The following is a 22,144-nucleotide window of genomic DNA, read 5'->3' as shown; positions in this document are numbered from 1 at the left end:
TAAAAAAGACTGCCGGCAAACCCAAGTTTTTCGGATTTGTCGACAGTCTGAAGCGTCCCGCTGAGGGACGCTTTTTTCTTATTTATTAAACATCGATGAACTATGCAATGGCTGGATTTTTGCTTTAGGATCAATGAAAGCTTTTGCATTATTAACGGCAGTTGGTGCTTCACCAAAGCCACAAGCAATTAATTTTACTTTTCCGTCATAGGTGCAAATATCGCCCGCAGCATAAATGCCAGGTATGTTGGTTTCCATTTTCGAATTTACGACAATGGAATTCTTTTCGATTTCTAGACCCCATTCCTTAATTGGTCCAAGGGATGAGACAAAACCATAGTTACAAATAACAGCATCCACATCGAGTGCTACTTTCTCTTCACCATTAACCGTTTCAAGGACTACCTGCTTAATTCCACCGTCATCACCAATAAGTTCGGCAGGAACATAAGGTGTCTTCACATCTACTTTTGAGTTAAACAAGTTTTCGACACTATGTTCGTGAGCACGGAATTTATCTCTGCGGTGAACAATGGATACTTTCTCAGCAATAGGCTCAAGCATTAGTGCCCAGTCAACGGCAGAATCTCCGCCACCAAAAACCACAACTTTTTGACCAGCAAACTGATTTAGATCCTCAATAAAGTAGTAGAGATTTTTCCGTTCATATTGGGCAGCGCTTTCTAGCTCTAAACGACGCGGTTGAAAAGCACCATTTCCAGCGGTAATTATAATTGTTTTTGAATAGTGAACTTCCTTATTTGTTGTTAATTTGAACGTACCATCTTCTTGCTTTTCTAACTTTTCAACAGATTGCTCAAGTGCAACTGTAGGTTCGAATTTGCGCATTTGTTCTTTTAAGTTATTTATCAATTCTTGTGCACGGATTTTTGGAAAACCTGCCACATCATAAATATATTTTTCCGGGTAAAGCGCTGATAATTGACCGCCTAGCTGTGGTAAGCTCTCAATGATTTTCACGGATGCTTGTCTCATTCCTCCGTAAAAGGCGGTAAATAAACCGGTAGGGCCGCCACCGATGATTGTAATGTCATAAATTTTTTGATTCTCCTGCACTCCGTATCCCCCCAACTTGTAGTTAGAAACTCCACTCACTATAATATCATAAAATAAAAAATTCTCACATCATTATAAAGGTAATATTCGCAATAGAAACAATATTTAAAACAAGGACTAAAAGATAACAGGAGATGCAATTCCTTATCTATTAAAGTTAATTAATTTATAAAAATTGCTTGATAATCCTGTGAAAGTAGCATAAGATGTATTGAGGATAGATTGTTAAATTTTTGTGACATAAAAAGCACATTTTTATGACGATCATAGGAAATATTTACTTTCTTAGCATAATAAACCTCTGCGAAAATCGATATCCAAACCAAGTAGTTCGTTTTTTTTAGACTCATACGTGAATTATATCACATACATTTTTCTATTATTCAAAATAAAAACGGTTAAAGCAGTGGAAGCTAAGAAAAAGAGAGTTTATTCAAAAAAAATAAAAGGTGGAAGTGATCACTTTGAGAAAGCCTAAAATTGTTATTCTCGGTGCTGGTTATGGTGGACTAATGACAACAGTTCGCTTACAAAAATTAATCGGCGTTAATGAAGCGGATATTGTATTAGTGAATAAAAATGACTACCATTATGAAACCACATGGCTCCATGAAGCTTCTGCAGGTACGTTACATCATGATCGTGTTCGTTATGATATACGTGATGTGATTGATCGCAGTAAAGTGGATTTTGTTCAAGATACAGTAGTAGAAATAAACAAAGAAGAAAAAAAGGTTATTTTAGAAAAAGGTGAAGTCAACTATGACTACCTTGTTATTGCTCTTGGCGGTGAGCCAGAAACGTTTGGTATTAAAGGATTAAAAGAATTTGCATTTGGAATCTCTAATGTGAATTCTTCACGTCAATTGCGCGAACATATTGAATACCAATTTGCCACCTACAATATGGAAGAAGTGAAGAACGACAATCGCTTGTCTATTGTTGTTGGTGGTGCTGGATTTACAGGAATCGAGTTCTTAGGTGAATTAACAAACAGAATACCAGAACTATGCCATGAATATGATGTCGATTCCCATAAAGTAAAAATTATTTGTGTTGAAGCTGCACCAACCGTACTCCCTGGTTTTGACCCAGAATTAGTGAATTACGCCGTTTCACAATTGGAACGAAAAGGTGTCGAATTCTTAATTGGAACAGCGATTAAGGAATGCACGGAAGAAGGAATTTTTGTAGCAAAAGGTGATGAGGAACCGCGTGAGATTAAGGCTGGTACCGTCGTTTGGGCCGCTGGAATTCGCGGGAACTCGATTGTTGAAAAATCAGGTTTCGAAGCAATGCGAGGCAGGGTAAAAGTTCAGCCGGACCTTCGTGTTCCTGGCTTTGAGGATGTCTTCATGATTGGTGACAGCTCACTCATGATTAATGAGGAGATTAATCGTCCTTATCCTCCGACCGCTCAAATTGCTATGCAGCAAGGCGAAGTTTGTGCCCGTAATATAGCGGCCCTAGTTCGCAATAAAGCTGAGTTAGAAACTTTTACGTTTGACAATAAAGGGACTGTTTGCTCCCTTGGTGAAGATGATGCGATCGGTGTTGTTTTTGGTAAAAAAATAACTGGTGCCAAGGCATCCTTCATGAAAAAAGTAGTCGATAATCGCTCTTTATACATGATTGGCGGCGCAGGTCTTGTATTGAAAAAAGGGAAGTTTAATGTTTTTTAAAAATATTTTAATGCGAAAGGGACAGAGAAATCTGTCCCTTTTTGATATGATTGAACAAATGAATTCTTTGTTAGGGGGAGTTTGGGTGAGCAATCGTGAAAAACGCGGGAAGGTTTGGTTGGCTGTTGCTGGGGTGGTAAAGTCTAAAGATGGACAATGGCTTGTCGTGAAGAAAAGATATGGCGGTTTAAAAGGAAAATGGTCATTGCCAGCAGGCTTTGTTGAGATGGGGGAAACTGCGGATGAAGCAGTCATTCGGGAAGTCAAGGAAGAAACCGGTATTCAATGTCAGGTCAAGGGGTTCATCGGATTGAGAACCGGTGTTATTAAAGGCGAAATCAGTGATAATTTACTCCATTTCCTGCTTGAACCGATAGAAGTGGGTGAGGTTATCCATCAGGAAAACGAACTCTTTGAAGCGAGATTTATGTCTCCAGAAGAACTGCTGCTCGAGAAAGACGCATCGATTATTCTCCAATACCTGATAAAAAATGATATTTCCTTTTCGAAGCCAGGTACTAGTGACCTGAACCCTGGTGATCAATTCGGGTATACAGCCTATAAATTATTTTTATAATTTTTAGAAAATTTAAGGAAAACTTAGTAAATGAAAGAATACTTAATGTGTATCCGTTTTCTTTGGGCGATTCGCACAAATTCAGACCTTTCTATTTTAGCCAATCCTTGATATATTATCAGAAAATTAAGTTAATTTTTAAGGAGATGATGGACAATGACAGTTAAGAGTTTGGATTCAAAAACCTGTGATTATTGCTCTGGGAAAGGCTATTTTCAACTAGTACTAGGCGGATCAGAAACCTGTACGTGCTGTAATGGAACAGGCAAGAAAAAAGAATAAGGCTTTTTACCTTTTCTGTATCAGTTGGATAACGAGCCATAACTGCTTCTTCGAGACTTTCGAGGGGCTTTTTTTTCTTAAGGAAAGTATTGCCTTGCAAAAATAATTCGTTTATATTGACTCCCTTTTCGACATTAAGTACACTAAATGTTGATGTATAAGGGGGAATCTCGGATGCAAATGAGCATTGTGGTCTTAATCATTTCGATTTTATTATTCTTTGTTTTATTTTTTGGAATTGGATTTATCTTAAATATGCTTCTAAGAATGTCATGGGTTATGGCAGTAGTTTATCCGATTGTGGCAATTTTTATTGTAGATAAAGTAAGGTTTAGTGAATATTTTACAAATAGTAAAATGGCCTTTAACGAGTTGGGCCACAGGTTTACTTCGCTAGCAACTGCAGATATTCTTATCTTAATAAGTGGACTTGCTGGTGCAGTCGCAGCTGGTTTTACAATCAAGCTTTTACGAAAAAATGGATACCAAATGTTTTAAGACTTTTAATAAATGAATACCAGATGATATTAGACTTTTACCTCTAGGTAAGGGTCTTTTTTTGGGAACAAGGATTTAAGGAATAGAAAAATCAGTTCTAAAAATTTTCCCCCTCCTTTTTTGAATAATTTCCTCTAGCTTGGGAATGAATATTTTGGGAGGAGTGAAAAATTTTATGAATAAAATGAAAAATTGGACTAGGCGTTTTGCGATGGTGTGTCTTTTCTTGATGGCAATATTAGCGACCTTCCAATCTATTTCCGGAGTAAATGCCGAGTTGCTCATTAAGCAATTTGCATCGGTTATCTCAACCACTGAAACCGTTGCTGGAACCTCACGTTCCTTAGAAGACGAAATTGATTGGTCAAAATATCCTAAGCTAACTGTTACAGCCACTGGTTATACTGCGGGAGTAGAATCAACAGGAAAGAGTAAAGGTCATCCGGAATACGGGATTACCTACTCAGGAGTAAAGGTTAAACGTGATTTATTTTCAACGATCGCAGCAGATTTATCTGTTTTTCCGATTGGAACGATTCTCTTTATCCCTGGATACGGGTATGGGGTTGTAGCTGATAAAGGCGGGGCTATTAAAGGGAATGAACTAGACCTTTATTATGAAACGGTAGATGATGTTTATAATAAATGGGGGAAAAAGAAGTTAGATATTTATGTCGTCGAAAAAGGCAATGGGAAACTGACAGAGCAAACACTTAAATCATTAAATGAAGATAAATCGATGCAAGTTTTTCGCGGGCAGTACATTAGCTCGGAGAAACGATAGAAGCAGGCTGCTGGCCTGTTTTTTATTTTAATATAATTGTAAGATAATTAGTTAGTCGAAATAAATGCGGTTACTCGTTATAATAAAAATACAATATTATGGAGGTGAAGTAGTTTGTTTGATGTTAAAAAGGAAATAGACCTATCTACTGAGCATGAGGGTTTAATCATTGGTCTTTTTGATAAACCAGAAAAATTTTCAGGATTATTGACAAGTCTTGATCATCGGTTCGAAGGCCAGCTTACAAACCTAGTAAAATCGGGTGATTTATCGGCCAAGTTAAAAAGTATCAGTAAAGTACATAGCTTTGGTAAAATCGGCGCAAAAAGAATTTGGTTTGTTGGTTTAGGGAAAGAAAAGGATTTAACCTTCGATAAACTAAAAGAAGCGTTTGGTAGGCTTTTTAAGGAAATACAAAAGAGTAAACTTGAGGAAACCGCTGTTTATTTAGATTCCTTTACAGCAGTGGAAGTAAATGGTTTAGATGCCTCACATGCGTTGAGTGAAGCACTTTCTCTTTCCACTTACCAATTTGAAGGCTACAAACAAAAATCGAACGAGCCTGAGAAAAAACTCGGGCATGTGACGATTTATTGTGATAAATATGAGGAAGATGAAGTGGAAGCATCACTAACTGTAGGGTTTGCGTTTGGAAAAGCAACGAATTCGGCGAGAACACTTGTTAACCTCCCAGGCAATATGTTGACAGCAACAGTTATGGCTAATTATGCCAAAGACCTTGCTGTAAGGTATGATTTCGAAGTGGAAATCTTAGATAAAGCAGAGATCGAAAAGCTCGGTATGGGAGCCTTCCTTGCAGTTAACCAAGGGTCCACAGAGCCGCCAAAAATGATTGTCCTGAAATATCAAGGAAAAGACGAATGGAAAGATGTCATCGGCCTCGTCGGAAAAGGGATTACCTTTGATACAGGCGGTTACTCTATTAAAACAAAAGCTGGAATTGTTGGGATGAAAACGGACATGGGCGGAGCAGCAGCAGTGCTAGGGGCAATGGAAATCATCGGCGAGACCCAGCCAGAGCAAAACGTGGTCGCTGTCATTCCATCCACAGATAATATGATTAACGGTCATGCCTTTAAACCTGATGACGTCATTACCTCGATGAGCGGTAAAACCATTGAGGTTTTAAATACAGATGCAGAAGGCCGCCTTGTGTTAGCTGATGCAGTTACCTATGCCAAGCATCACGGCGCAGATTACCTGGTAGATGTGGCAACTTTAACCGGTGGAGTGATAACAGCTCTTGGCCTCCATACTACTGGAGCAATGACTAACCATGACCAATTATATCAACAGGTGTTAGAAGCTTCGGTGGAAGCTGGTGAGCAGATGTGGCAGCTGCCATTATTTGAAACGGAGATCGAGCGGGTAAGAAACAGTAAAGTCGCCGATTTAAATAATTCCCCAGGCAGTGAAGGCCATGCGCTTGTTGCTGGGGCGTTTATCGGTGAATTTGCCGAAGGAACACCGTGGGTACACTTAGATATCGCAGGGACGGCAACCTCTTCCAAGGCATATGATTTAGGTCCAGCCGGGGCAACAGGAGTCATGACCCGGACACTTGCCTTATTTGTAGAACGGTTTAAACCAATTGAGAAATAATTACTGGTACTGTCCTCATGACCACCTCATGAGGACAGTTTTAGCTTTCGGATGCAGATATTTGTCCGCGTGACCACCTCATGAGGACAGTTTTAGCTTTCGGATGGAGATATTTGTCCTCATGAACACCTCATGAGGCCAGTTTTAGCTTTCAGATGGAGATATTTGTCCTCATGAACACCTCATGAGGACTGCTTTCGGATACAGATATTTGTCCTCATGAACGCCTTACTAAGGAAATCCAATATGAATCTCGGGGGCTCTTTTGCCCACTCCAAACCCCTTCACTTCGCATATGAAATAGTGTAGGCAAGTATAGAGGAAAGGAGGTTTGCTGCATGTACCCTTATTATCGGAACCCACAGCAGGGACAGGATCATAGATTTATTGGCTTTGGTTTTGGTTTGCCATTGATTGGGGGCTTTCTAGGTGGACTATTAGGAGGCGCGTTAATTAGCCGGCCATTTTATGGAGGTTATGGATATCCTGGCTTTTATCCACCACCCCCACCGCCAGTAGGCTACCCAGGAGCTTTTTATCCAGGCTATGGTGCCCCGTATTATTATTAAATGAGAAAAAACAGCTCTTGGGCTGTTTTTTTATGTAGAGAACTATAATTAAAAGGAAAATAAGAAAATAAAGCGAATAGATTAAATAGACAACATTTTACATATTGGAGGAATAGAAATGATTGAAAACACATTATTAAAATCTCTTGGGATTGAGATTACCAAAATCGAAAAAGGGAAGGTCATTGCGACAATGCCCGTGGATGAACGGACCCGCCAGCCATTTGGATTACTGCACGGAGGAGCATCTGTTGCTTTAGCAGAAACGGTTGCCAGTGTAGGGGCATATGAGCTGGTTGATAAAGAAGTAGAGGCTGTTGCGGGGCAAGAGATTAATGCCAATCATGTCCGTCCCAAAACGGAAGGGGTTGTAACTGCAGTAGGTACTGTACTTCATCAAGGGAAATCAACTCAGGTATGGGATATTAAAATTACCGATGAGAAAGATCGCCTTGTTTGCGTGTCTAGATGTACAATGGCAGTCATTAAGTTAAAAAGATAAAAACATGTATGCCAGGTTTCTAAATAAGGATGGAGTCATTCCCATTCTTTTTTATATTGATGAAAAATTTAAAAAATTAACTTTAATTTCATGTTATAATGTAAGAAATAAAAAAATAGAAAAAAAGCACAATTTTTTGTACAGGTTTCTTTATATAATGTATTAAGAAGAAACGTAAAGGTGGTGAAATTGATGAGAGCAAGGCGGCAATATTTGTTTATCGATTTTGAGTTTACAATGCCTGAACGAAATGTACGAATGAAGGACTTTTATGCAGAAATTATCGAGGTTGGAATAGTTGCAGTCGTTGATGACCAAGTGACGGAACAGTTTTCTTCCTTTGTGACTCCACTTAAATTCCCAAAACTTACGGAACGATGTAAATCCTTTTTACATATTTCCCAGCAGCAGGTAGACAAGGGTTTATCTATTTTTGAACTTGTAAAAAAATTGGAGGAGTTCAATAAGCATAATTATGAAACAACCATTGTTACATGGGGAAATATGGATATGAAGGTCCTTCGGCATAATTGCTTAAAGGCAGGGGTTGCTTTTCCGCTCAAGGCTGCTGAATTAGATCTTTCCATGGAATATAAACGCTTTTTTGGTGACCAAAATCAAACTGGCCTCTGGAAAGCTGTACAGGAATATGGGAAAGAAGGGACAGGCAGGCATCACCGAGCACTTGATGATGCGTTGACTACCTTTAATATATTCAAGCTCGTTGAAAAGGATAAACGTTATTTAGAGAAACCAGAACCAACGACAATTGGTGATCGGATTGATTTCTCAAAGTTATTAAGCGAATTCGCATAAAAGGCCAAATCATTCAAACTGATTTGGCCTTTAGCATTTTTATAATTTATAATCTTTTTCTAGCGATTCTAATGCCTTTAAGCTCATCGCAGCCCATTCTGAAGATGTCTCTGCTAGTTCCTTTTTCATAATGGCTACTGCCTCTTTTAAGGACTCCAAATAGTCTGGAACTTCATTTTCGAAGGCCTTAACCATTTTGTATGGAATATTCGCTTGCTCACGATAGCTGAGCGCTTTTCTCTCATGAAAAATAAGTACATCAGCTTCTTTCGGATTATGTAAATCTCCTTGCATCGGATGTTTAAGTACTGCGAGGATTCTTACTAAATAATGCTGTGGGCGTACTTCTGTTATTTCTCCGATATATTTTCCTGTTTTATAAATGGCTGTTACGATTTCACCGATTTGGAATTCTGACACAACAAACACCCCTTTCGCTTTTCCTCTTTCATTTTAATATGAAACATAGTAAATTAAAAACATTGTGAGGAAATTATTTCGGTTAAAGTGAAAAAAATGGAGGAATGATATATGAGAAAGAATTTGCAAATCTTGTTTACATTATTGACGATTGTTTTAGTATTGGCCGCATGTGGGACAAGCACAAAGAAAGAAGAATCCACACCGAAAACGACGACACCAAAAACGGAACAGAAGGAAGGGGACCAACAAGTGACAAATGAAGGCTTTCCTCAACTTTCAACCGAGGTTTCCGATGATGAAAAGCTCGTTGAAATGGAAACGTCGATGGGAACCATTAAAATCAAATTATTCCCTGAGCATGCACCAAAAGCGGTTGAAAACTTTGTAAAACATAGTGAAGAAGGTTATTATGATGGACTAATTTTTCACAGGGTCATAAAGGATTTCATGATTCAGGGCGGGGATCCGAACGGGAACGGAACAGGCGGAGCGAGCATTTATGGGAAGCCTTTTGAAGATGAGTTTTCAAAGAATCTATATAATCTCCGCGGTGCCTTATCCATGGCTAATTCGGGCAGCAACACAAATGGGAGTCAGTTTTTTATTGTACAAAGCTCTTCACTTGATCCAGCAATGAAAGAACAAATGGAAAAGGCTGGTTATCCAAAAGAAATTATTGAAGCTTATAATAAAAACGGCGGTACACCATGGCTGGATCATCGTCATACGGTTTTTGGCCAGGTGATTGATGGCATGGATATCGTTGATAAAATTGCCAACATCTCAGTTGGTGCCCAAGATAAACCCAAAAAAGATGTTATTATTAAAGAGATTAAGGTTTTACAATAAAGAAAGGTCATCGGATTGAAAAGTGGATTGAAACGTTTTTTGTTGCTATAATTAATTTTTAGAGCAGTTCCTTGATAGAAAGGAAGAAGAAAATGTTTCAACCATTGGTACTTTCCTTATTTTTATACTTTCCAGAAGATAAATCAGAATATATTCCTGCTGCCATTACATTTGTGATTTTTTTAATTGGAGCCTTTCTTACGATGAAAATAATTATTTCAGTCTCGAAACGGGAGGCCCAAAAAGCAAAAGAATTAGAAGAACAATTAAAAAATCAGCATCCTCCACAAAGGAACAGTTAACAAATAGCTGTTCCTTTTTCCTTTATCCCTTCATTGGATAAAGGAGGGTAAGATTGTCCATACTAAGGGCAAATTGGCTAGTGTGGGGGTATACATATGAAAAAAAGCTGGTTGATCATTCCGCTGCTCATTCTTACAGGTTGTACTGAAAAGGAAATTAGAAAGATTGATGTAGAAATGTATAATGCGGTGGGAGATTCGCTAGGTAAAGTTAAGTTAGCTGAGCAAGCTAGTGGTGTGAAATTATCAGTGGATTTAAAGGGCCTTCCAGCTGGGGAACATGCAATTCATATTCATGACAGTGGGAAATGTGAGGCTCCAGATTTTAAATCTGCAGGGAACCATTTTAACCCTGAGAATAAGGAACATGGGCTACTCCATCCTAAAGGTGCCCATGCAGGGGATCTGCCTAATTTAATCGTCGAGGATGATGGGTCAGTTAAGGCAGACTTAATGGCACCCAATGTCACCTTAAAAGATGGAAAAACTTCATTGTTTACAAAAGAAGGAACCACGATTGTGGTTGATGAAGGAAAAGATGATGGCATGACACCACCTGCAGGAGATTCTGGTAAACGGATTGCTTGCGGTGAAATTACTAAAAATAAAAAAGCAGGTCAAAAGAATGCTCAGGATGAGAAATAATAAAATTTTAATGGCTATCACCGAAATGTGATAGTCTTTTTTTTCAACATCATGGTTTTTATTTTGAGAAATTTTCTTCTATATAGGTAGTAATCTAAACTTATCCTAAAAGTGGACATACACTAGCATGGAGACAGTTTAGGAGGCGAAAGTAATGGAAAAAAGGCAATTCTCTGGAGGATTTCCGGGACAACCTGGTTACCAACAAATGGGAGGATATCAACAATCAGGCTATCCACAAATGGGAGGATATCAACAATCAGGCTATCCACAAATGGGAGGATATCAACAATCAGGCTATCCACAAATGGGAGGATATCAACAATCAGGCTATCCACAAATGGGAGGATACCAACAACCGGGCTATCCACATATGATGGGTGGATACCATCACGGATTCCCACATCAAGGGTTCCCGCAAATGAAGGGAGGACAACAAACAGGATTCCCTCAAGGCATGGGCGGTTTCCCGCAACTGATGGGAGGACAACAAACAGGATCCCCTCAAGGCATGGGAGGGTTTCCGCAAATGATGGGAGGACAACAAACAGGATCCCCTCAAGGCATGGGCGGATTACCGCAACTGATGGGCGGACAACAGCATACTGGTTTCTCTCAAGGCATGGGCGGCTCCCAGCAAAGTGGACAAAAACCACCAACTAAACCCACGCAGCGTAAAGAAAAGAAATAACAAATAAGAAATAATATGGTTAGAGAAAACTGTTCCTTCATAACCGAGGGAACAGTTTTCTTATAACTTGATTTATTTTCCTTTTTTCATGACAATGTGTTTATAAATAAATGTTTAATACATAGGAGTGCACAACAAAAATGGAGAATAAATTGTATTATCAGGACGCATATATAAAAGCCTTTACAGCGTTGGTGTTAAAACAAGAGCAAGACTCAACTGGAAATTGGTACGTGGTTTTGAATCAGACCGCTTTTTATCCAACTGGTGGCGGACAGCCATACGACTTAGGAACCCTTGCTGATCAAAACGTAATAAATGTTGAAGAAATCGATGGGGAAATTCGTCATTATCTTGTGGGGCCATTACAAGGGATAGGGCAGGAAGTATCTGGTATCATTTCTTGGGAAAGACGCTATGATCATATGCAGCAGCACGCTGGACAGCATATTTTATCTGCGGCCTTTGACCAGTTATTCGAGTTCAAGACCGTCGGCTTCCATTTGGGTGCGGAATTGCTCACGATTGATTTAGAGACAGAAAATCTAACCCAGCACCAAGTTCAAAAAGCAGAAGAACTTGCGAATCAGATCATCCTTGAAAACAGGCCGATCGAGATTAAATGGGTGTCTGAAGAAGAGTTGTCTCAATTTACACTACGAAAAGAAACCAAGGTCAAAGAGGATATTCGCCTTGTTATTATTCCAGATTTTGATTATAACGGCTGCGGTGGCACGCATCCAAAGGCAACTGGTGAGGTTAGCGCAATAAAAGTATTGGATTGGGAAAGGCAAAAGAAAAAAGTGCGAGTCCAATTTGTTTGTGGAAACCGAGTGCTTAAGCAGCTTGGTCAAAAACAAAAGGTGCTGCTAGAATTAACAAAGATTCTTAATGCACCAGAAAAAGAAATGGAACAAGCTGCCCTTCGTCTCCTTGAAAATAATAAAACGTTAGAAAAAGCCCTGGAACAAACTCAGGAAAACCTTCTCCATTATGAGGCGCAAGACTTACTTGGAAAAAGTAATCCGCATGAGCAGAAACTCGTCAGTGAAGTATTTCAAAACAGATCGCTTCAAGATCTGCAAAAGCTTGCCCGAATCATCACTGCGGAAGATGAAACAGCAATCGTTTACTTTGTTTCACAAACTGAAAATCGGCTGCAGCTAGTTTGTGCGCGGGGGGCATCCGGAACGGAAAGTATGAAGAAAGTAATCGCCAAGGCGCTTCCCCTTATAAACGGAAAGGGCGGTGGAAATGATTCCTTTACCCAGGGTGGCGGTGAAGCCCTGATGTCAGGGGAGCAAATGCTGCAGCATATATTGGAAACAGCACAATAGTCCCACAACAAAACATAGGCCTCCATTCCAAGGAGGCCCAATGCAATCAAAGCTATTACACCTCCCTATTTAAAAAGTATACAGGCTTGACCCCAGGGCAATATAAAAGTGCCTATTTAACCAAAGGTAAGGATGGACTTGAAGTAAATTATTAGTTTGAAAGGGTGAAGTTAGTGGGGTTTTTAGATGGATTGATGGGTAACGCATCCGAGGTAAATGCCGCTGATGTACAGCGGGAATTTGGAAAAGTGCTTTCACCGAATGAGCGTATTGATAAAGCGTACAAGTTAATTCGTGACATGTTTATTTTTACCAATAAACGTTTGATTTTAGTGGATAAACATGGTCTAACGGGTAAAAAGGTTGAATACCATTCCATTCCCTATAAAAGCATTACACATTTCAGCATTGAAACTGCGGGTAACTTTGATTTAGATGCGGAACTGAAAATATGGATTTCTGGAAATGCCCTGCCATTACAAAAACAATTTAACAAGAACTTGAACATCTACGAGCTTCAAAGTGTTCTAGCTGAGTATGTTCTTAAGTAAGTGAAACGGTGTATTATGGTATACTATTTAAAAGCAAAAATTAGGAGTAAAAGCATATGAGAAAAGAGCTTCAAATAAATTTGCAATATGTTGACGTATTAAATGAGTGGGACCCATTCCAATTGAACAACGGAGGATATGAAACAGAAATCGCTGATACGATCCAAGCGATTCATGAACTTGATGCCTCGGATGAGTTGGCCAAAAAAATACAAAGCATTTATGAATTTTCATTTGAAAAGGTAATACCAATGGAAAAATGTCTGAAAGTAGCAAAAGTATTACTAGCTATTAAAGCAAATGATTCTTGTTCCATTTAGCAATTTAGGAAAAAAAAAGGGACATACCATTATTGGATGTCCACTTCAAAAAAGGGGGGAATACTAGAAAGCCTTATGATATAGAGGTTTTCCAGTATTCCCTTTTTTTATACAGTCGTGAAAAGAAAAAACAGATTATTTTACCATAAGGATCGTTGCATCAAAAAAATAAGTTGAATATGTTATTGTTTTAATAACTCTGCAGCTGGGAGATCTAAAACAGTAGATAACTTTAACAGTGTCTGCGTACTTGGAATTTGTTCGCCAGATTCGTATTTCTCAATTGTCTGTGATCCAACTCTGATTTTTTGTGCCAGCTCCTCTTGAGACATGTTGAGCATTTCGCGGGCATTTTTAATGGTTTGGCCGATTGTATTCATTTGGTTCACCTCTCCTTTAAAAATAGATTTCCTCACTATTAGTGTATCACGTTTGGTATATCTTTCTCCTGCACAACTTGAACATTATGTTAAGATTTTCGAATGAGCCCTTTTATATTTAATATTTTTTGATTAAAGGCATTCTTTGTGATATAATATTATAATGCATATATAATGGATAAAATAATTAATCACTTAGGAGTGTTTTCATGTCAGAAAAGATCGAAACTGGAAGTATATTAACAGGTAAAGTTACAGGAATTCAACCATATGGAGCGTTTGTTGCGCTTGACGATAATACCCAAGGCCTTGTGCATATTTCTGAAATTACACATGGTTACGTGAAAGATATTAATGACCACCTTAAAGTAGGCGATGAAGTTAAGGTTAAAGTATTATCTGTAGATGAAGGTGCAGGCAAGATTGGTCTGTCCATCCGTGCTACTGAAGAAGCACCTGTTCAACAACAGGCTGCTCCAAAAGCAAAGAAGCCTCGTAAACGCCAAGCAGCTGCGATTATTCCAGATGTGGAAGGTCAACAAGGCTTTAACACATTAAAAGATAAGCTCCAAGAATGGATTGACCAGTCACAACGTGAAGATTTAATTAAAAAATAGATATTAAAAAAAGCCTAGTCCAAATGCTATGATTTAGCAGCGGACCAGGCTTTTTTTTAAGCCACAAATTATACATAAAGTTTTTCATAAATAAAAGTTTTGATGAAGTGTTCATTCTTTTTTCAAGCTCGGCTACAATAGAACTATATATACATATCCCAGCTTTGAAATGGAGGAAATTTCATTATGACAAGAAACGTTAATTCGAATGAATTAATCGCAAAAACGGAGAAATACGGTGCGAATAACTATCATCCATTGCCAATTGTCATCACTCGTGCAGAGGGTGTTTGGGTAGAAGATCCTGAAGGCAATAAATATATGGACATGCTTAGTGCTTATTCTGCGGTAAACCAAGGGCATCGTCACCCAAAAATTATTCAAGCCTTAAAGGATCAAGCAGATAAGGTTACGTTAACTTCGCGTGCTTTTCATAATGACCAGCTGGGCCCATGGTATGAAAAAGTTTGTCAATTAACGAATAAAGAAATGGTGCTGCCAATGAACACAGGGGCGGAAGCAGTGGAAACGGCTGTGAAAACGGCGCGACGTTGGAGCTATGATGTTAAAGGTGTGGCAGAGAACCAAGCAGAAATTATTGCATGTATTGGAAACTTTCACGGCAGGACCATGACGGCAGTCTCCTTATCATCTGATGATGAATATAAACGCGGATTTGGACCAATGCTGCCAGGAATCAAACTTATTCCTTATGGTGATTTGGAGGCATTAAAAGCTGCGATTACGCCTAATACTGCAGCGTTTTTAATTGAACCCATTCAAGGTGAAGCTGGGATTGTCATTCCGCCTGAAGGCTTTATGAAGGCGGCCTTTGATTTATGTAAGGAAAATAATATTCTGTTTATTGCTGACGAAATTCAAGCAGGTTTGGCCCGAACAGGTAAAATGTTCGCCTGCGAGTGGGAAGGGATCGAACCTGACATGTATATCCTCGGTAAAGCACTTGGCGGCGGTGTGTTCCCCATTTCGTGTGTTGTTGCAAATAAAGATATTTTGGGTGTTTTTAATCCAGGATCGCACGGTTCTACCTTTGGTGGAAATCCGATAGCATGTGCGGTTTCGATTGCTGCACTTGAAGTGCTAATGGATGAAAAACTTGCTGAAAAATCCCTTGAACTTGGTGATTATTTTCTCAGTATATTAAAAGAAATTAATAATCCGTTAATCAAAGATGTTCGCGGCCGCGGCTTATTTATTGGTGTTGAACTAACGGCACCGGCCCGCAAATATTGTGAACAATTAAAGGACAAAGGTCTACTGTGTAAGGAGACACATGACACGGTGATTCGTTTTGCGCCGCCGCTGGTGATCAGTAAAGAAGAATTGGATTGGGCGATAGAAAGGATAAAAAACGTTCTAGGATAATGGACTACTAACTAGGGGTGCCAAAATGGGGATTTATGATGTAACGAGTAGTGAAGATGAAAAGGATATAGAGAAATTGAACCTACTCACATCAACACAGATTGTTATACATGATGCATTAAAAAAAATAGGCTATAACCAAGAAATGTACGAATTATTAAAAGAACCGTTAAGAATGTCCGATGTTAGAATTCCTGTTCGGATGGATGATGGTTCTACAAAAATTTTTAGCGGGTTTAGGGCACAGCATAATGATGCGGTTGGACCGACCATGGGTGGTGTCCGCTTTCATCCTCAAGTGACTGCTAATGAAGTAAAGGCATTATCGATGTGGATGAGTTTAAAATGCGGAATTGCTGACTTGCCTTTTGGCGGGGGAAAAGGAGCGATTCTTTGTAACCCCCGAACGATGTCATTCGGTGAGCTTGAGCGATTAAGCAGAGGTTATGTGCGTGCGATCAGTCAAATTGTCGGACCTACAAAGGATATTCCGGCACCCGATATGTATACAAATTCTCAGATTATGGCCTGGATGATGGATGAATACAGCCGTCTTCGCCAATTTGGCTCTTCCGGTTTTATTACAGGCAAGCCACTTGTACTTGGAGGTTCTGAAGGGCGGGAAAAGGCTGGGGCAAAGGGAGTAACCATTTGTATTGAAGAAGCGGCCAAAAAACGCGGAATGAAGGTAAAAGGAGCCCGTGTGATTGTCCAAGGATTTGGGAATGCTGGCAGCTATATCGCTAAATTTATGCATGATGCGGGAGCAATCGTGGTGGGAATATCCGATGTTTATGGTGCCCTCTATAACCCTGATGGTCTAAATATTAATTATCTCTTGGACCGCCGAGACAGCTTTGGTACGGTGACTTCGCTTTTTGAGGGGACAATCACTAACAAAGAATTACTAGAGCAGGAATGTGATGTGTTGGTCCCTGCAGCGATTTCAAATCAGATTACAGCTGAAAATGCCTCTAACATCAAAGCAGGAATTGTCGTAGAAGCGGCAAATGGACCGACGACGCTGGAGGCAACGAATATTCTTACAGACCGGGGGATTCTGCTCGTTCCAGATGTTTTGGCCGGTGCTGGAGGAGTTACAGTCTCCTATTTTGAATGGGTTCAAAATAAGCAGGGGTTATATTGGAGTGAAGATGAGGTGGAAGTTAAATTACGTACCAAGCTTATCAAATCGTTTCATGACATTTATCATCTTTCGCAAACTAGCAACGTCAATATGCGATTAGCCGCATATATGGTTGGTGTAAGAAAAATGGCGGAGGCCTCCCTGTTTAGAGGATGGGTATAAAAAAAATCCTTGCATTATTCAAGATGCAGGGTTCCGTTTTGAGGTGCTTTTCTGAAATATAAAGCCGAAATGACAAAAGTTTAGACATAGCAATTGGTATATTAAAACGTAAAAACTCTCCGCATATTGGTGAGTTTTCTTTATAAGGCCGATGAAGACCAAATCCCTTGGGAAAAACGGAGAAATAGGTCTTCATAAAGGCGATGAAGACCAAATCCCTTCGGAAAATCAAAGAAAGCGGTCTTCATAAAGGCGATGAGGACTAAATCCCTTTGGAAAAACAGAGAAAGTGGTCTTCATAAAGGCGATGAAGACTAAATCCCTTTGGAAAAACAGAGAAAGTGGTCTTCATAAAGGCGATGAAGACTAAATCCCTTTGGAAAAACAGAGAAAGTGGTCTTCATAAAGCGAAGAAGGCCAAATCTCTTCGAAAAAATAGTGGAAATAGTCTTTATAGCAAATGCCATTTGTTCCATCAACCCGAACCGCTTAGCAATTAAAAAACATTAAAATTGACAGCTTAATCGGCAGTAACATTGACAGTTAATTTGGCAGTTTTTCTTAAATGTTAAATAAACCTTGATAAATAAAGAAAATGACGTGTGCCAATTCACACGTCATTTCCTATGCCATTTATTAAGAATGCACCCGAAAACGGAACCCTTTATCATTCAAGATGCAGGAATTTTTTTGTATAGAACTTAGCTAGTTTTTGCAAATTTAACCATAATAACTAATAATGAAAAAGGTAAAGGATGGTGTTTTATTTTGGAAAATTTTACATTTTCGAATCCAACCAAATTAATTTTTGGAAAAGGTGAGTTGGAGCAATTAAAAACAGAAATACCTCGTTATGGTAAAAAGGTTTTGCTGGTCTATGGCGGCGGCAGTATCAAACGAAGTGGCTTGTATGAAAATGTTATGAGCCTATTATCTGAAATCGGTGCTAAGGTTTTTGAACTCCCGGGAGTGGAACCGAATCCACGGATAACTACCGCACGAAAAGGGGTAGAAATTTGTAAACAAGAGGGGATTGAATTCTTGTTGGCAGTTGGCGGCGGCAGTGTCATTGATTGTACAAAGCTAATTGCAGCGGGAGCGAAGTATGATGGGGATGCCTGGGATTTAGTCATTAAAAAGGAGTTTGCAGAAGATGCACTTCCTTTTGGAACCGTCTTGACACTTGCGGCAACAGGCTCAGAAATGAATCCAGGTTCCGTCATTACTAATTGGGAAACAAATGAAAAATATGGCTGGGGAAGTCCAGTAACATACCCTAAATTCTCGATATTAGACCCAGTTAATACGTTTACGGTTCCTAGAAATCAAACGATATATGGAATGGTCGATATGATGTCACATGTCCTTGAACACTATTTTCACTTAGAAGAAAATACAGACTTTCAAGATCGCATGTGTGAATCACTGCTTATTACTGTAATGGAAACCGCGCCAAAATTGCTCTCAGACCTAGAAAATTATCAACACCGGGCAACAATCCTTTATTGCGGTACAATGGCTCTCAATGGCATCTTGAATATGGGATATCGCGGCGATTGGGCTACTCACAATCTTGAACACGCTGTATCAGCAGTCTATGATATACCACATGGCGGCGGTCTTGCCATCCTATTCCCGCACTGGATGCGTCATAATTTAGCGGTGAAGCCGGAACGTTTTAAGCAGCTTGCTGTTCGGGTGTTTGGGGTTAATCCTGAAGGCAGGAGTGCCGAAGAGGCAGGGCTTGAAGGCATTCAAAAGTTACGTGAATTCTGGAATAGCATCGAAGCACCTTCACGGTTAGCCGATTATGACATTGACGATTCGAAGCTTGAGTTAATGGCGGACAGAGCGATGGAAAACGGAGAATTTGGAAACTTTACTAAGTTAAACCGTGAGGATGTATTGGCCATTTATCGTGCATCACTATAATATATCGATTGTGAAGAAATTTGTCGAAATTGGATGCGCTTACACGAAGTGACCTTCCTTGATAATCATCTCATCATTCGATAAAGTGGTTAGTGAAAAATAAATTTTTGGAGGATCATGCATGACACACGTTCGTTTTGATTACTCAAAAGCATTAAGCTTTTTCGGAGAACATGAACTTACATATTTACGAGATGCTGTAAAAGTTGCTCATCATTCTCTACATGAGCAAACAGGTGCAGGCAGTGACTTTTTAGGGTGGATTGAACTCCCAACCAACTATGACAAGGAAGAGTTTTCACGCATACAAAAATCAGCTGAAAAAATCAAAGCTGATTCTGATGTACTTCTTGTCATTGGAATCGGTGGTTCTTACCTTGGAGCAAGAGCTGCGATCGAAATGCTCCAGCATAGTTTTTACAATGCATTGTCAAAAGAAAAACGAAAGACACCTCAAGTAATATTTGTTGGTAATAATATCAGTTCTACTTACATGAGAGATCTAATCGACGTCCTTGACGGAAAGGACTTCTCTATTAATGTTATTTCCAAATCGGGAACGACAACCGAACCAGCAATTGCTTTCCGCATTTTCCGTAAGCTTCTTGAAGAAAAATATGGTCAGGATGAGGCGCGCAAACGAATCTATGCAACAACGGACAAAGCAAGAGGTGCTCTTAAAACTTTAGCAACAGAAGAGGGCTACGAGACATTTGTGATCGCCGATGATATTGGCGGCCGTTATTCTGTCCTAACAGCAGTAGGGCTGCTTCCGATAGCAGTAAGTGGAGCAAACCTTGAAAAAATAATGGAGGGCGCCGCGCAAGCGCAAACCGACTTTGGTCATTCTGAACTCGAAGATAATGCCGCTTACCAATACGCTGTCGTTAGAAATGTGCTTTATAATAAAGGCAAGACGATTGAAATGCTGATTAATTATGAGCCAGGATTACAGTATTTTTCAGAGTGGTGGAAGCAGTTATTTGGAGAAAGTGAAGGGAAAGACCAAAAAGGTATTTATCCATCTTCAGCAAATTTTTCAACGGATCTTCACTCGCTTGGACAATATGTTCAAGAAGGTCGTCGTGATTTATTTGAAACCATTATTAAGGTCGACAAGCCGCGCCACGAGTTGAAAATTGAAGCTGTCGAGAATGATTTAGATGGGCTGAATTACCTCGCTGGTCAAACGGTTGACTTTGTTAATAATAAGGCATTTCAAGGAACAATGCTTGCCCACACAGATGGCGGCGTGCCGAACTTAATTGTTAATATTCCAGCAATGGATGAATATACATTAGGCTATCTTGTTTATTTCTTTGAAAAGGCCTGCGCGATGAGCGGCTACTTACTGGGTGTAAATCCTTTCGATCAGCCAGGGGTAGAAGCCTATAAAGTAAATATGTTTGCTCTCTTAGGAAAACCGGGATATGAAGAGAAAAAGGCAGAATTAGAAAAACGATTATAATAAACCAGAAAGAGAACTGATAGTGAATAAATCAGTTCTCTTTTTTTTATTGAAATTTACCTGATTTGGAGAAACTAATTGTATCGATAATTAGGGGGTAAATTTTTATGATTGAGGTACCATCAAAGGTGGAAGGTAAGCAGTTTGATTTGTATAAGCTTGAAAAAAAACTAAAACCAATCGGCTATACGATTGGCGGGAACTGGGATTATGATCATGGTGCATTTGATTACAAAATTAATGGTGGTGAAGAAGAAGGCTATCAGTTCTTGCGCTTGCCCTTTCAAGCAGTCGACGGGCAGCTTGATGCTAATAATTGTACCGTTAAGCTAGGACGACCGTTTCTTTTGTCGCACCTATTTGAGGCAGAACTAGATGACGAAGCAGGAACAGGCACCTTTTCTGGAACCATCAATCAGTTTCAGGAGCCTGTCGATAAGGATGCTAGCTTTCCACAAGCATATATCGATGAAGGGAAAGCATTGGTACAGGAATTGGAAATGCTGCTCCTAGCTGATTAGGCTATTTAAAAATTAACAGTTGATCATTTTCTTCGATAGGCAAGGAGTGGGATGGATTCAGCAAGGTTTCATCCCCTCTTTGAATCCCAATCAGAAGGAAGCCCTTTTTTAAAAGGATATGGCAAACATCGCTGAAGGGCTTTCCAATCTCCTGTTCCTCGGCTCGATAGGAGGACAATCTGCTTTCCTGTAACTCATGAACAATGTTTGATAAGAGTCCATTCCCATTTGAGTGTAGGCTGTTAACCATAAAAACACATGTCAGTTTATTCGATTGAATGACCTCGTCGGCACCAGCCCTTAAGGCATTGATTACTTGCTCAGCCGTTAGTATTTCAACGATGCATTTTACTTGCGCACAAATTCCCTTTATCGTGAGTAAGGTTAGAATACTATTCATATCTGCTTGGAGCTCCTCGTTTCCTCTGTCAGCAGTAATCAGCACCTTCTCGGCTCGATTGATATCACTTTTAATGATCGTTTCATCGACATGGCCTTTCCCTTGGATAAAGTGGACAAACCTTGATTTTACTGGGTTTGCTTCAAGTGTTTCATCTATTAAAACAATCATCTGAGAGTATTTCGTGTTGGTAAGTTTACTTATTAACTCTTTTGATCGTTCATTCCAACCGATAATGATGATATGGCCCTCGCCTTTAAAAGGAATTCTTCCTTCAGATAAGGCATCTTGTTTTGTAACGGCAGCGGCTGCCAATGTTCCAAAATAGGAGGAAACAAAACCAACACCTAACAGTATTAAAATTAACGCTGTTAGTCTGCCTAAGAAGGAATGTGGTACATAATCGCCATATCCGACTGTTGATGCAGTAATAATGGCCCACCAAATGCCATCAAAAATGGTGGGAAACGTATCAGGTTCTAATAAATGAATGGATATTCCAAATGAGAGAAACACTAGCAACGCAATTAATAGAATTCGAACGAGGAGCGGTAAACGCAAGAAACTGATATATACTCTGTTCGGCACGAATGTCACCTCTTT

General features: G+C 39.5%; 25 protein-coding genes and 1 pseudogene. 22 read left to right on the top strand and 4 right to left on the bottom strand.

The genetic code is table 11. The annotated features are described in order from the left end of the window. Positions 1-78: 78 nt before the first annotated feature. Complete coding sequence (locus J7E67_RS13400) at positions 79-1,077, bottom strand: NAD(P)/FAD-dependent oxidoreductase (RefSeq protein ID WP_214714944.1); 999 nt, start codon at positions 1,075-1,077, stop codon at positions 79-81. A 464-nt stretch (positions 1,078-1,541) separates the two neighbouring features. Here J7E67_RS13400 and J7E67_RS13395 point away from each other — a divergent pair, with 464 nt between their 5' ends. The 9 genes from J7E67_RS13395 (at position 1,542) to kapD (ending at position 8,410) form a co-directional block, all read left to right on the top strand. After that, positions 1,542-2,759: an NAD(P)/FAD-dependent oxidoreductase gene (locus J7E67_RS13395; RefSeq protein WP_168245577.1), complete on the top strand. Its 1,218-nt coding sequence runs from the start codon at positions 1,542-1,544 to the stop codon at positions 2,757-2,759. An 85-nt stretch (positions 2,760-2,844) separates the two neighbouring features. Then, positions 2,845-3,336, top strand: coding sequence for an NUDIX hydrolase (locus J7E67_RS13390; protein WP_308160580.1), 492 nt, complete (start codon positions 2,845-2,847; stop codon positions 3,334-3,336). A 156-nt stretch (positions 3,337-3,492) separates the two neighbouring features. Next, positions 3,493-3,618 (top strand): YuiA family protein, encoded by a 126-nt coding sequence (locus J7E67_RS13385; RefSeq protein ID WP_168245575.1) that lies wholly within the window; start codon positions 3,493-3,495, stop codon positions 3,616-3,618. A gap of 174 nt (positions 3,619-3,792) precedes the next feature. Next, complete coding sequence (locus J7E67_RS13380; RefSeq protein WP_214714945.1) at positions 3,793-4,116, top strand: YuiB family protein; 324 nt, start codon at positions 3,793-3,795, stop codon at positions 4,114-4,116. Between the two features lie 175 nt (positions 4,117-4,291). Beyond that, positions 4,292-4,900, top strand: coding sequence for a 3D domain-containing protein (locus J7E67_RS13375; protein WP_214714946.1), 609 nt, complete (start codon positions 4,292-4,294; stop codon positions 4,898-4,900). Between the two features lie 114 nt (positions 4,901-5,014). Then, positions 5,015-6,523 carry a leucyl aminopeptidase gene (locus J7E67_RS13370; RefSeq protein ID WP_214714947.1) on the top strand — a complete coding sequence of 503 codons (1,509 nt, stop codon included), beginning with the start codon at positions 5,015-5,017 and terminating at the stop codon, positions 6,521-6,523. Positions 6,524-6,861: 338 nt separating this feature from the next. Further along, positions 6,862-7,092 carry a hypothetical protein gene (locus J7E67_RS13365; RefSeq protein WP_214714948.1) on the top strand — a complete coding sequence of 77 codons (231 nt, stop codon included), beginning with the start codon at positions 6,862-6,864 and terminating at the stop codon, positions 7,090-7,092. A 118-nt stretch (positions 7,093-7,210) separates the two neighbouring features. Beyond that, positions 7,211-7,594, top strand: coding sequence for a hotdog fold thioesterase (locus tag J7E67_RS13360; protein ID WP_214714950.1), 384 nt, complete (start codon positions 7,211-7,213; stop codon positions 7,592-7,594). Between the two features lie 192 nt (positions 7,595-7,786). After that, entirely contained in the window at positions 7,787-8,410 is a 624-nt protein-coding gene (gene kapD / locus J7E67_RS13355; protein WP_088089465.1) for a 3'-5' exonuclease KapD, read from the top strand. Between the two features lie 39 nt (positions 8,411-8,449). Here the strand turns inward: kapD and kapB are convergent, their stop codons facing one another. Further along, on the bottom strand, positions 8,450-8,830 hold the full coding sequence (gene kapB / locus J7E67_RS13350; protein ID WP_214714952.1) for a kinase-associated lipoprotein KapB: 381 nt from the start codon (positions 8,828-8,830) through the stop codon (positions 8,450-8,452). A gap of 111 nt (positions 8,831-8,941) precedes the next feature. Between kapB and J7E67_RS13345 the strand changes: the two genes are divergently transcribed. From J7E67_RS13345 to J7E67_RS13315, 7 genes are all read left to right on the top strand, one after another. Beyond that, positions 8,942-9,682 carry a peptidylprolyl isomerase gene (locus J7E67_RS13345; protein WP_214714954.1) on the top strand — a complete coding sequence of 247 codons (741 nt, stop codon included), beginning with the start codon at positions 8,942-8,944 and terminating at the stop codon, positions 9,680-9,682. Between the two features lie 92 nt (positions 9,683-9,774). Then, entirely contained in the window at positions 9,775-9,984 is a 210-nt protein-coding gene (locus J7E67_RS13340; protein ID WP_214714955.1) for a hypothetical protein, read from the top strand. A 96-nt stretch (positions 9,985-10,080) separates the two neighbouring features. Then, complete coding sequence (locus tag J7E67_RS13335; RefSeq protein WP_214714956.1) at positions 10,081-10,629, top strand: superoxide dismutase family protein; 549 nt, start codon at positions 10,081-10,083, stop codon at positions 10,627-10,629. A gap of 154 nt (positions 10,630-10,783) precedes the next feature. Beyond that, complete coding sequence (locus J7E67_RS13330) at positions 10,784-11,320, top strand: mediator complex subunit 15 domain-containing protein (protein WP_214732055.1); 537 nt, start codon at positions 10,784-10,786, stop codon at positions 11,318-11,320. Between the two features lie 140 nt (positions 11,321-11,460). Continuing rightward, the gene (locus J7E67_RS13325; protein WP_214714958.1) at positions 11,461-12,657 is read left to right on the top strand and encodes an alanyl-tRNA editing protein; all 1,197 of its coding nucleotides are present in this window, start codon (positions 11,461-11,463) and stop codon (positions 12,655-12,657) included. 173 nt (positions 12,658-12,830) lie between these two features. Further along, positions 12,831-13,208 (top strand): PH domain-containing protein, encoded by a 378-nt coding sequence (locus J7E67_RS13320; protein ID WP_214732054.1) that lies wholly within the window; start codon positions 12,831-12,833, stop codon positions 13,206-13,208. Between the two features lie 56 nt (positions 13,209-13,264). Next, positions 13,265-13,528 carry a DUF1871 family protein gene (locus J7E67_RS13315; RefSeq protein WP_214714959.1) on the top strand — a complete coding sequence of 88 codons (264 nt, stop codon included), beginning with the start codon at positions 13,265-13,267 and terminating at the stop codon, positions 13,526-13,528. 185 nt (positions 13,529-13,713) lie between these two features. Here J7E67_RS13315 and J7E67_RS13310 read toward each other — a convergent pair. After that, positions 13,714-13,980, bottom strand: a pseudogene (locus J7E67_RS13310) (helix-turn-helix domain-containing protein); the annotation flags it as partial. A gap of 137 nt (positions 13,981-14,117) precedes the next feature. Between J7E67_RS13310 and yugI the strand changes: the two are divergent. The 6 genes from yugI to J7E67_RS13280 all read left to right on the top strand — a co-directional run bounded on the left by yugI (position 14,118) and on the right by J7E67_RS13280 (position 21,141). Then, positions 14,118-14,525, top strand: a complete 408-nt coding sequence (yugI, locus tag J7E67_RS13305) for a S1 domain-containing post-transcriptional regulator GSP13 (protein ID WP_214714961.1) — start codon at positions 14,118-14,120, stop codon at positions 14,523-14,525. A gap of 186 nt (positions 14,526-14,711) precedes the next feature. Continuing rightward, complete coding sequence (locus tag J7E67_RS13300) at positions 14,712-15,911, top strand: ornithine--oxo-acid transaminase (protein ID WP_214714963.1); 1,200 nt, start codon at positions 14,712-14,714, stop codon at positions 15,909-15,911. Positions 15,912-15,936: 25 nt separating this feature from the next. Then, positions 15,937-17,220, top strand: coding sequence for a Glu/Leu/Phe/Val family dehydrogenase (locus J7E67_RS13295; RefSeq protein ID WP_214714964.1), 1,284 nt, complete (start codon positions 15,937-15,939; stop codon positions 17,218-17,220). Between the two features lie 768 nt (positions 17,221-17,988). Beyond that, positions 17,989-19,152, top strand: coding sequence for an iron-containing alcohol dehydrogenase (locus J7E67_RS13290; RefSeq protein ID WP_214732052.1), 1,164 nt, complete (start codon positions 17,989-17,991; stop codon positions 19,150-19,152). 121 nt (positions 19,153-19,273) lie between these two features. Continuing rightward, entirely contained in the window at positions 19,274-20,620 is a 1,347-nt protein-coding gene (locus tag J7E67_RS13285; RefSeq protein WP_214714966.1) for a glucose-6-phosphate isomerase, read from the top strand. Between the two features lie 107 nt (positions 20,621-20,727). After that, positions 20,728-21,141, top strand: a complete 414-nt coding sequence (locus tag J7E67_RS13280; RefSeq protein WP_088089450.1) for a YugN-like family protein — start codon at positions 20,728-20,730, stop codon at positions 21,139-21,141. A gap of 1 nt (position 21,142) precedes the next feature. On the opposite strand, the gene J7E67_RS13275 is transcribed toward J7E67_RS13280, so the two are convergent. Then, positions 21,143-22,129, bottom strand: a complete 987-nt coding sequence (locus J7E67_RS13275; protein WP_214714967.1) for a potassium channel family protein — start codon at positions 22,127-22,129, stop codon at positions 21,143-21,145. Between the last annotated feature and the right edge of the window lie 15 nt (positions 22,130-22,144).

This window comes from Bacillus sp. ISL-46 (assembly GCF_018613205.1).
This window is presented reverse-complemented; position numbering and strand designations above follow the sequence as displayed.